Here is a 9968-nt window from a genome sequence, read left to right on the forward strand (position 1 = left end):
CGGGCCAGGGTGCTGTCGGCGGCGGGCGAGGCGTTCGCGGAGCGGGGGCTCGATGTCCCGCTCGGTGACATCGCCCGCCGGGCGGGTGTCGGCGCCGGCACGGTGTACCGGCACTTCCCGACCAAGCACGCCCTCGTCGAGGCGGTGGTCGTCCAGCAGTTGGGCGAGCTGATCGCCTCCGGCGAGCGACGGACCGCCCGGTCCGCGCCCGCCGAGGCTTTCTTCGGGTTCCTCCTGGACGTGGTCGACACCTCGCGCAACCGCGCGACCGTCTGCGACGTGCTGTCGACCGACGCGAGCTGGCCGCGCCCGGTCCTGACGGCCGCGGTGGCGCGGTTCCGCCACCTCCTGGAGACGCTGCTGCACGCCGCGCAGCGGGCCGGCGGCGTCCGGCCCGACCTCGGCCCCGAGGACGTGGTGGCCGTCGTCGTGGGGTGCGCCTCGATGCTGACGGCCCGCCACGACCGCGCGGCCGGGCTCCGGCTCGTCCGGCTGACCCTGGACGGCCTCCGCCCCTCCGCCCCGGCTGTCACGGAAGGCCGCTCGTTCCGTGACAGCCGGGGGTCACTCCACGCCCCCGCCCCGGTCTGCGAGGAGTGCGGAGCCGCCCTCACCGTCCACCCCACCGGCCGCCCGGCCCGCTACTGCGGCACCACCTGCCGCCAGCGCGCCCACCGCCGCCGCCCCGCCTCCTGAACCCTGCGGGACCGGTCAGGGGATGTACGTCCGCCAGCAGGTGGGCGACGGCGTGGTCGACCCGGGGCCGTCGGTGGGCGCCGATGCCGGGCCGCCCGGCTCGCCGCACGGACGCGGCTCGTACCCGGGACCGGTGAGGGAGACCCGCCGCACGTCGTAGGAGGCTTGCTCGTACCAGCCGTGGAAGTACACCGTCAGCTCGGTGGTGTCCGGCCCGGTGCTCACCCGCACCGACAGATCGTTCCAATCGCCCTGCCCCGACCAGGTCGAGGCGTTCTCACCGGCCGCCCCCGTGACGCCGACGAAGGCGAACGGACCGCGCACCGTGGCGTTCAGCAGATAGCTGGAGTTCGGCAGGACCCGAACCCGCTGGGAGCACCACGCGGTGCTGTCGGCGGTCGGACGGCCCGACACATAGTGGTCGTGCGGGATGCTGCTGCGCCGGACGTCCCCGTCGCAGGTCCACATCCACGGGTACGAGTCGAACGCCCCGTTGAGGACCAGCTCGACCCTCGGCAGCGGATCCGCCGCCCCGGCGGCGAACCCGACACCGGAAGCCGCCGCCAAGAGCGCGGCGACCGCGAGCCCGACGGAAGGCCCGCCGCGTCCACGTCCGCGGCCGGGTCGGTGATGAACGGTCGCACGCATGCCGTCTCCAGGTGGGGGAGTACCGATCGGGGCAACGGTGCGAGGGAGTGGACCACACCCTGCTGGACCCGGCCCACCGCAGTCAAGGCCGACGACACGGCCACCAGCACTCGAGTGAGCGTTGGATGACGACCCATCAGCACTTTGTCAGGGGTGCCACCACCGACGGCCCGGCGAATTCCGCAGCGAGGGCATCCATGACCACCTCGTCGCAGACCTCCCCGAGCCAGTACCCCGCTTCCCGCAAGGCGCCGACGGTCCGGAACCCCGCCCTCTCGTAAGCGCGGACCGCAGGCCGGTTGGGCGCCAGTACCTTGAGCCAGACCATGCGCAGATTGGTGATGTGGAACGCGTAGTCCAGCACGAGCCGGGTCGCCGCCGCCCCCAGCCCCCGCCCCCGCGCCTCGGGCGCCAGCATCACCACGTACTCGGCCGTGCGGACAGCGGGGTCCGGCAGCAGCGTGGCGATGCCGACCGGTACGGCGGCGTCGCCCGCGAGGTCGTAGACGGTGAACCGGATGTTGTCCCCCCGGAGTTGCGCCGCCATCCCCTCCACGCGGGCCTCCAGCGACTCCGGCTGCTGCCGCCCGTACCCCACGAGCAGCGCCGGATCCTGCTCCCAGCGCCAGTACGCCTCGACGAGATCGGCGCGGTAGGGCCCGAGGCCGCAGACTGAGTCATGGATCCAGATGATCGGGTCGACTTCGGTGGTGATGGTGGGCTCCAATGACGAGGACGGGAGTGTAGGCGAGAGTCGAGACGGGTTCGCCGACAACTGTGCCGTCCTCAGTTTGCACCTAAGCGTGCATCCGAACCGGGTCGGCTGCGACGCCGTGGCGCCACGTCACAGAGAGCCGTCGGGCGGCCGATGAGCGCTCCGTGGCGGTCAGGCCCGCCGTGTACCGGCGGGCCCGAGTGCGTCATCGGGCGATGCTGGCCGAGTGGCAGGTCGAAGCCGGGCGGGTCGAAGAGGCGCTTCAGAACTGGAACTTGGCGTTGGACGACTATCCGCAGGTGCAGTCCGGTCGGGCTGACGACCGGTTTCGGGCGATGGTCGCAGCGGTTCGCCCGCACCGCCGCGACGCGCGGGTGCGTGAACTGCTGGAGCGGGCGCGGCCGATGGCGGGTACGCAGAGGAGCTGAATCAGCCGAGCAGGGTCGCGAGTTCGGACTCGAAGAGGACCGTGGCGTCGAACTGCATACCGGTGAAATGGCCGGCCAGTTCGAGGGACAGGACGCCGTGCAGGCGGGTCCAGAGGGTGAGGAAGAGGGCGAGGGCCTCGGGCGGTGCAGGGTGGCCGGCGGCCCAGGTGCGGTGGTCGGCGAGGTGGGTGGCGAGGGGTGCCGAAGTGCTGGCCGGGGGGAGGGCGGCGGCGCAGGCGTCAATGAGTGTGACCGCGATCTCCTGGGAGATCGCCGTGGTGTCCTCGGGGGCCTCGTAGCCGGGCACGGGCGTGCCGTAGAGCAGCAGGTAGCGCTGCGGGTCGGCCAGGGCCCAGGTGCGCAGGGTGCGGGCGAGTCCGGCCAGGTCGGCGCCGGTTACGGCGGCCGCGTGGAGGGTGTCGGCGAGGTCGCGGTAGGCCTCCCGGACGAGTTCGGTGATGAGCTCGTCCCGGTTGGCGAAGTAGCGGTAGAGGGCAGGGCCGCTCATGCCCATCTGCTTGGCGATCGCGTTGAGCGAGAGCGCGGAGGCGCCGGCGGTGGCGATCTGGTCCCACGCACGTTCCATGACCTCGGCGCGGACCTGGGTGCGGTAGCGCTCGCGGGGGGTGGTGGGGTCGCTCTTCGCCATGGTGGGGGTCGCCTCTCGGATCTGTTAGTTAGAGGGTATCACGGAAGCTATTGACTCTTGGTGCGATGAGGAGTTAGAACTTCTAACGACAGCGACGACAGCTAGGGAAGGAAATGCCATGTTCGGTACGCGTAGGGCTGGAATTCGGGCCGCAGCGATCACGGTCCCGCTGGTGGCCGCACTCCTCGGCGGTGCGGCGGCGCCGGCCGGGGCGCACTCCGCGAAGCCGGCCAAGGGGCTCACCTGCCGTGGAGCCGGGGTCGACCCCGCCGCGCAGATCCGGTACCGGACCGAGGCGGTGATCAACGCGCCGCTGGACGTGGTCTGGAAGCTGCAGACGGACGTCGACCGCTGGCCGTCCTGGCAGCAGGCGGTCAGCAGCGCCGAGTGGCTCGACCACGGGCGGTTCCGCGCCGGGTCGGCGTTCCACTGGACGACGCCGATCCCGCCCGAGGTCGGGATCCCGGCCACCGGACTGGACATCACCTCGACCGTGCGGCAGGTCAAGGACCGCTCCTGCATCCGTTGGACCGGCCCGGCGGACGGGGAGGGGCTGCACATCGACGGTGTGCACGTCTGGACCTTCACCAAGGTGCGGGGCGGGGTGCGAGTGAGCACCGAGGAGACCCACACCGGGCCGCAGGTCGACGCCAATGTGCCGCTGGCGACCGGGATCCTGCGGGCGGGACTCGACGCCTGGCTGGGCGACCTGAAGGCGGCCGCCGAGGCGCGGGCGCCCCGGTAGGCGCCCGCACCCCGGCGGTGGTCAGCCGTCGAGGCGGTCGGCGGCCTCGTCCTCGCTCAGCGCCTCGATCTCGGCGACGAGCAACTCCTCGACCCGGGCCGCCAGCGCCGCCGCGGTGGAGAGCTCGAAGGCGTCCCGGATCGGGACGTCCAGGCCGACGCCCGCCCGGATCCGGGCGACGACCCGGGTGACCAGCAGGGAGTCGCCGCCGAGTTCGAAGAAGTCGTCCAGGGCGCCGACCCGGGGCACCCCGAGGACCTCCTGCCACAGCTGGGCGACCAGCTGCTCGGCATCGGTCCGCGGCGCCAGGTACGGACGCCCGGTGGCCGCGGCCGGTTCGGGGAGGGCGGCGGCGTCGAGCTTGCCGTTGAGGGTCAGCGGGAGGGTGTCGAGGAGGACGACGGTGTCGGGGACCAGGTAGGCGGGCAGGTCCCGGACCAGGTGCTCGCGCAGGGCGGCGGCGTCGGGCTCCGCGCCCGGGACCGGGACGGCGTACGCGACCAAGCGGCGGCCGCCGCGCACCACGGCGGCGGCCCGGGCCACCTCCGGGTGGGCGGTCAGGGCGGCCTCGATCTCGGCCGGTTCGATCCGGTAGCCGCGCAGCTTGATCTGCTCGTCACCGCGGCCGAGGTAGTCGAGGGTCCCGTCGCTGCGCCAGCGCGCGCGGTCGCCGGTGCGGTACATCCGGGCCCCGGTGGACAGACCTTGGAGGAACGGATCGTCGAGGAAGGCCGGGGCGGTCAGGTCGGGGCGGCCCAGGTAGCCGCGGGCGAGGCCGGTGCCGCCGATGTACAGCTCTCCCTCGGAGCCGCGCGGCAGCAGCGCGCCGCGCTCGTCCAGCACGTACAGCCGCACGCCGGGCAGTGGGCGGCCCAGGGACGGGCGGCGGGCGGCGTCCGGGGCGCCGAGGTCGGTGGCCGTGACGATCACGGTGGCCTCGGTCGGACCGTAGGTGTTGACCAGCCGCACGGTGTCGCCGTGCCGCTCCCGCCAGCGGGCGACCGCCTCGGCGCGGACCTCCGAGCCGCCCAGCACCACCAGCCGCAGGGCGGCCGGCCACGGGGTGCGGTCGTCGTGCGAGACCAGCTCCTCCCAGTAGGCGGTGGGCAGGTCGAGGACGGTGACGGACGGGCCGTGCGGGCCGCGCAGCAGGTCGGGCAGGGTACGGCCGCCGCCGGGGAGCAGCACCACGCAGGCGCCGGAGGCGAGGGCGGGCCACAGCTCCTCGGCGTGGGTGTCGAAGCCGATCGAGGCGAACTGGACGATCCGGTCCGCGGGTGTGAGCCGGTAGCCCTCGGACCCGGCCATCCAGTCCACCCGGGCCGCGAGGGCGGCGTGGTCGACGGCGACGGCCTTGGGGGTGCCGGTGGAGCCGGAGGTGAACAGGACGTAGGCGAGGCCGGAGAGGTCCTCGGCCGTACCCGGGACGGCCTCGGTCGGGACGACGCGCAGTCCGGAGCCCTCCTCGTCCGTGAGCAGCGCGACGGCCCCCGACTCGCGCAGCATCAGCCGCCGCCGCTCCTCCGGGTGGGCCGGGTCGAGCGGCAGATAGCCCGCGCCGGCCTTCCAGATCGCCAGCAGGGCCGTCACCAGCTCGAAGGAGGGGGCCAGCCGGACGGCGACCAGCTGCCCCGCCACGGAGCCCAGTCGTGCGGCCAACTCGGCGGACAGCCGGTCGAGTTCGGCGTAGGAGAGGCTGCGGCCCCCGCACTCCAGGGCGGGGGCGTCCGGGGCGGCGGCGACCCGTTCGGCGAAGCGGGCGAGCACGGGGCGGGCGGTGGAGCGGGGAGCCGGGCCGGCGCCGAGGGCGAGCAGTTCGGCCCGCTCGTCCGGCCCGATCAGCCAGTCCCCGTGCAGCGGCACCGTCACGTCCGCGACGGCGGCGGTGAGCAGCGCGTGGCAGCGGGTGCCCAGCGCGGCCACCGTCTCCGCGTGGAGCACCTCCCGGTCGAAGCAGAAGGAGAGCGTCAGACCGCCGTCCGGCGTGCGCCAACTGTCCAGCAGCAGATCGGTCTTGGCGCGTTCGAAGCCGGAGTCCATGGAAGCGGTGCGGACCCCGGCGGGCAGCGGGGTGCCGCCGTCCTCGCCGGCCAGGTCGTACTGGCTCTGGTGCACGAACACCGCCTGGTAGAGCGGCGCCGCGCCGGCCTCGGCGGGCAGTCCCAGGTGGGCGGCGAGCCGTTCCAGCGGCACGTCCTGGTGGCTCAGCGCGCCCAGGGTGGCGGTGCGGACGCGGTGCAGGACGGTGCGGAAGTCGGGTTCGCCGGTGAGGTCGGCGCGGAGCACGCCGGTGCGGGCGAAGTAGCCGACCAGTTCCTCGTGGGCGGCCTCGGTGCGGCCCGCGAGCGGGGTGCCGACCACGAAGTCGGTGCTGCCGGTCCAACGGGCCAGCACGCACTGGTAGGCGGCGAGCAGCACCATGAACGGGGTGCAGCGCTCCCGGCGGGCGAGGGCGTCCAGGGCCGAGGTGAGCTCCGGGCCGAGGGCGGTGGTGGCGAAGCCGGCCGGGTGCCGGGGGTCCGCCGGGCGCGGGCGGTCCAGCGGCAGCCGCAGCCGGCCGGTGCCGGCCAGCTTCTCCGCCCAGTAGCGGAACGCGGCCTCGGTGCCGCCCGCCCCGGCGCGCTGCTGCTCGGCGCGGGCGACGTCGCCGTAGCGCAGGGCGAGCGGCGCCAGCCCGGCCGGTGCCTCGCCGATGGCCTCCCGGTAGAGGGCGAGCAGTTCGCGCCAGAGGATCCGGAACGACCAGCCGTCCGAGACGATGTGGTGGACGACCAGCGCGAGCGCGTGCTCCTGCGGCCCGGCCGAGACCAGGACGGCGCGCAACGGCGGGCGCCCGCCGAGGTCGAACGGCGCGTTGACGGTGGGGCGGCAGGCCTCGGTGAAGTCCGCCTCGCCGGCGCCCGGGGCCAGCGCGACGAGGTCGAGCGGGACGGGCGCGGCGGGCTCGACCAGTTGCACGGGCGCCTCGCCGTCCAGGGCGAAGCGGGTGCGCAGCGGCTCGTGCCGGGCGGTCAGCCGGTCGAGCGCGGTGCGCAGCGCGGTCACGTCGAGCGGGCCGCTCCACCGGCGGCACAGGTACATGTTGAAGCCCGCGTCGGCGGGGTGGAGCTGCTGGAGGAACCAGAGCCGGCGCTGCTCCTCGGTGAGCGGGTGGACGGCCTCGACGGGGCGGGCGGGGCCGGCGGTCCGGTCGGTGGTGGTCATCGGGCGACAGCCTCGGTTCCGGTGCGGGATGCGGGTGCGGAGGGGAGTTCGGACGAAGCGGCGGGCGTGGACGGGGTCGCGGTTCCGGCGCGGGCCGCGAGGGTGGCCAGGCCGACCAGGTCGTCCGGCTCGGCGTCGGGGACGTCGCGGTCGAAGTGCCGCAGGGCGGGGACGGCGAGGCAGACCAGTACCAGCAGGGCCATGGCGAGCCCGAACAGCAGGTACAGCAGGCCGATGCCGCGGCCGTCGCCGGTGCCGATCAGCCGGCCGACGCTGCCCGCCAGCGGGCCGTCCGCGTCCACCCAGGGCTGGACCAGGCGCGGTCCGAGCGGTGCGACCAGGGCGAAACCGACCGGCAGGGTGGACCAGGCGACCATGGTGTTGACGGCGATCACCCGGCCGTGGAAGCGCAGCGGCACCTTGGTCTGCACGATCGTCGCGTAGACGCCGTTGACCAGGGCCAGCCCGTACGCCATGCCGAAGGCGCCGAGCGCGACCGGCAGGACGCTCGGCCGCAGGCCGGTCACCAGGCAGGCGGCCGCCAGGCCGAGGGTGGCGAGCAGGACGCCGCGCAGTCGCAGCCGGCGCGGCCCGCCCCAGACCAGCAGGGTCAGACCGCCGAGGACGGCGCCCAGCCCGGCCGCGACCGCGACCCAGCCGGCGGCGGCCAGCGGGGCGAAGGACAGCACCAGCGGGGTGGTGAGCAGGAACAGCGGCGACAGGAAGATGTTGAGCACGGCGAAGAACAGCAGCATCGCCCGGAAGTTGCGGCTGCCGAGCGCCCGCCGGAAGCCGGCCCGGATCTCGGCGGCGACGCTCTCCCGGCGCCGGGCGGCCATCACGTCGGGGAAGCGCACGGCCAGCGTCACGCCGGTGGCGACGACGTAGCTGGCCACGTCCATCGCGAGGATGCCGCCGAGACCGAGCGCCGACAGCAGGCCGACCGCGAACAGCGGCACCAGGAACTGGGCGAGACCGAAGGCCATCTGGACGACGCCGTTGGCGCGGCCGAGGAATCGTTTCGGGACGAGCTGCGGCACGGCCGAGTTCCAGGCCAGCCGCTGGAAGGTCAGCGCCGTCGACAGCACCGCGATCAGCACGTACGCGTGCCACACCGCCAGCGAGTCGGTCAGGTACAGCAGCAGCATCACCGCCTGGGTGAGGCCCGCCGCGACATCGCCGTACAGCATGATCCGGCGCCGGTCGCCGCGGTCCACCAGCGCCCCGGCCACCGGGGCGGTGAGGATGCCGGGGACGAGCCCGCAGGCGGCCAGCAGACCGAACTGCGCGAGCGAGCCGGTGGTCAGGTAGATCCAGACCGGCAGGGCGAACTCGGTGAGCGCCGAGCCGATCATCGAGATCTGCTGGCCGGCGGCGACGCCGAGGAAGCGGCGCATGGTGGGCCGCACCGGGGCGGTCGCGGCCCTCGGCGCCTGCTCGGCGGCCGAGTTCGCGCCGTCCGCCGCACCCCGGGAACGGGAGAGCCCGGCCAGCCACCAGGTGGCGCCCTCGGTGCGCCGGTGCCGCTGCTCCTCGCCGTCGACCACCGAGCGGTGCACGGTGGTGAGGATCTCGGCGAGTTCGGCGGCCCGGTACTTGAGGTAGAAGTGGCCCGCCTCGTCGAGCACCACGACGCCGGTGGTGTCGCTGAGCCGGTGCCACTCCCGGTACCGCTCCTCGTAGAACTCGGTGGCCGGGTCCCGGTCGCCGCAGACCGCGTACACCGGGGCGGCGATCCGGCCGTCCTCGCTCTCGAACAGCCGGGTGAAGTACTGCTCGGCCTCCCTGGTCCCGGTCCGGCGGTTGGCGACCATCAGCCGCAGCTGCTCGGTGCCGACCTCGTCGGTGTCCAGGCCGGCCGCCGCCAGGGCGTTGATCATGCCCTGGTCGCTGCGCAGCCGGTCGGCGGTGCGGGCCCACCACTCGCCGACGGCGGCGCCGCGCCCGCGCGGCCGGGCGAACGGGAAGATGCCGCCGAGGTGGACGGCCTCGACCTCGCGGCCGGCCGCCTCCACCCGCCGGGCGATCTCCACGGCCAGTCGGACGCCGACGCCGCAGTGGCCGTACAGCACGATCCGGCCCTCGACGGTGTCCAGGATCTCCTGGGCGCAGCCGGCCGCGACCTCGTCGATGTCCATGGCCTCCTCGCCCAGTTCGTGTCCGGGGACGGCGAGCGAGTGCAGGGCCCAGTCGGCGGGCAGGGCGTCGGCGAGCGGCTTGTAGATGAGCGCGCTGCCGCCGCCGTACGGGGTGCAGACCAGGCTGGCGGTGGTCCGGCGGCCGGCCGGGGTGAGCAGGTGCAGCAGGCTGCGCGGGCCCCGGTCGGCGTGCGGGTCGCTGACCAGGGCGGCCAGCCGGCGCACCGTGGGGTACTTGAAGAGGTCCATCACCCCGACCGGGGTAGGGAGTTCGGGGAAGGCGCGGCGCAGCTTGGCGACCACCTGGGTGGCCAGCAGCGAGTGCCCGCCGAGCTCGAAGAAGTCGTCCAGGGCGCCCACCCGGGGCACGCCCAGCAGCTCCGCCCAGAGCGCGGCGAGGAACTCCTCCGCCTCGCCCTCGGGTTGGACGAACTCCCCGCTCGCGGCGGGCTCCTCGGGTTCGGGCAGGTTCCGCCGGTCGACCTTGCCGTGGGCGAGCAGGGGCAGCCGGTCGAGCACCACGAACCGGGCCGGGACCATGTAGTCGGGCAGCAACTCGCCCAGGGTTTCGCGCAGTTCGGCCGGGGTGGGCGCGGGGTCGTCGCCGGGGTGCTCCAGGTAGGCGACCAGCATCTGCCGCAGGCCCTCGCCCCGGGCCAGGACGACGGCCTGGCCGATCCCGGGCAGGGCGGTGAGGGCCGCCTCGATCTCGCCGGGCTCCACCCGGTAGCCGCGGACCTTGATC

8 protein-coding genes are annotated in these 9968 nt (G+C 74.4%); 3 read left to right on the forward strand and 5 right to left on the reverse strand.

What is annotated here, in order from left to right; genetic code table 11:
* A partial coding sequence (locus VR45_RS25975) for a TetR/AcrR family transcriptional regulator (protein WP_052709375.1) occupies positions 1–696 on the forward strand: 696 nt, incomplete at its 5' end.
* 15 nt (positions 697–711) lie between these two features.
* Here VR45_RS25975 and VR45_RS25980 read toward each other — a convergent pair.
* Positions 712–1263: a hypothetical protein gene (locus tag VR45_RS25980; RefSeq protein ID WP_052709376.1), complete on the reverse strand. Its 552-nt coding sequence runs from the start codon at positions 1261–1263 to the stop codon at positions 712–714.
* Between the two features lie 217 nt (positions 1264–1480).
* On the reverse strand, positions 1481–2029 hold the full coding sequence (locus VR45_RS25990) for a GNAT family protein (RefSeq protein WP_234326167.1): 549 nt from the start codon (positions 2027–2029) through the stop codon (positions 1481–1483).
* Between the two features lie 245 nt (positions 2030–2274).
* Here VR45_RS25990 and VR45_RS25995 point away from each other — a divergent pair, with 245 nt between their 5' ends.
* Positions 2275–2487, forward strand: a complete 213-nt coding sequence (locus VR45_RS25995) for a hypothetical protein (protein ID WP_045942267.1) — start codon at positions 2275–2277, stop codon at positions 2485–2487.
* Position 2488: 1 nt separating this feature from the next.
* On the opposite strand, the gene VR45_RS26000 is transcribed toward VR45_RS25995, so the two are convergent.
* Entirely contained in the window at positions 2489–3136 is a 648-nt protein-coding gene (locus VR45_RS26000) for a TetR/AcrR family transcriptional regulator (RefSeq protein WP_045942268.1), read from the reverse strand.
* A 118-nt stretch (positions 3137–3254) separates the two neighbouring features.
* Here VR45_RS26000 and VR45_RS26005 point away from each other — a divergent pair, with 118 nt between their 5' ends.
* Positions 3255–3881 carry an SRPBCC family protein gene (locus VR45_RS26005; protein WP_045942269.1) on the forward strand — a complete coding sequence of 209 codons (627 nt, stop codon included), beginning with the start codon at positions 3255–3257 and terminating at the stop codon, positions 3879–3881.
* 21 nt (positions 3882–3902) lie between these two features.
* Here VR45_RS26005 and VR45_RS26010 read toward each other — a convergent pair whose 3' ends face one another.
* On the reverse strand, positions 3903–7085 hold the full coding sequence (locus VR45_RS26010; RefSeq protein WP_045942270.1) for a non-ribosomal peptide synthetase: 3183 nt from the start codon (positions 7083–7085) through the stop codon (positions 3903–3905).
* A partial coding sequence (locus VR45_RS26015) for an MFS transporter (RefSeq protein ID WP_159394357.1) occupies positions 7082–9968 on the reverse strand: 2887 nt, incomplete at its 5' end. The genes VR45_RS26010 and VR45_RS26015, both read right to left, overlap by 4 nt.

This window comes from Streptomyces sp. NRRL S-495 (assembly GCF_000966955.1).
Lineage (GTDB): Bacteria > Actinomycetota > Actinomycetes > Streptomycetales > Streptomycetaceae > Kitasatospora > Kitasatospora purpeofusca.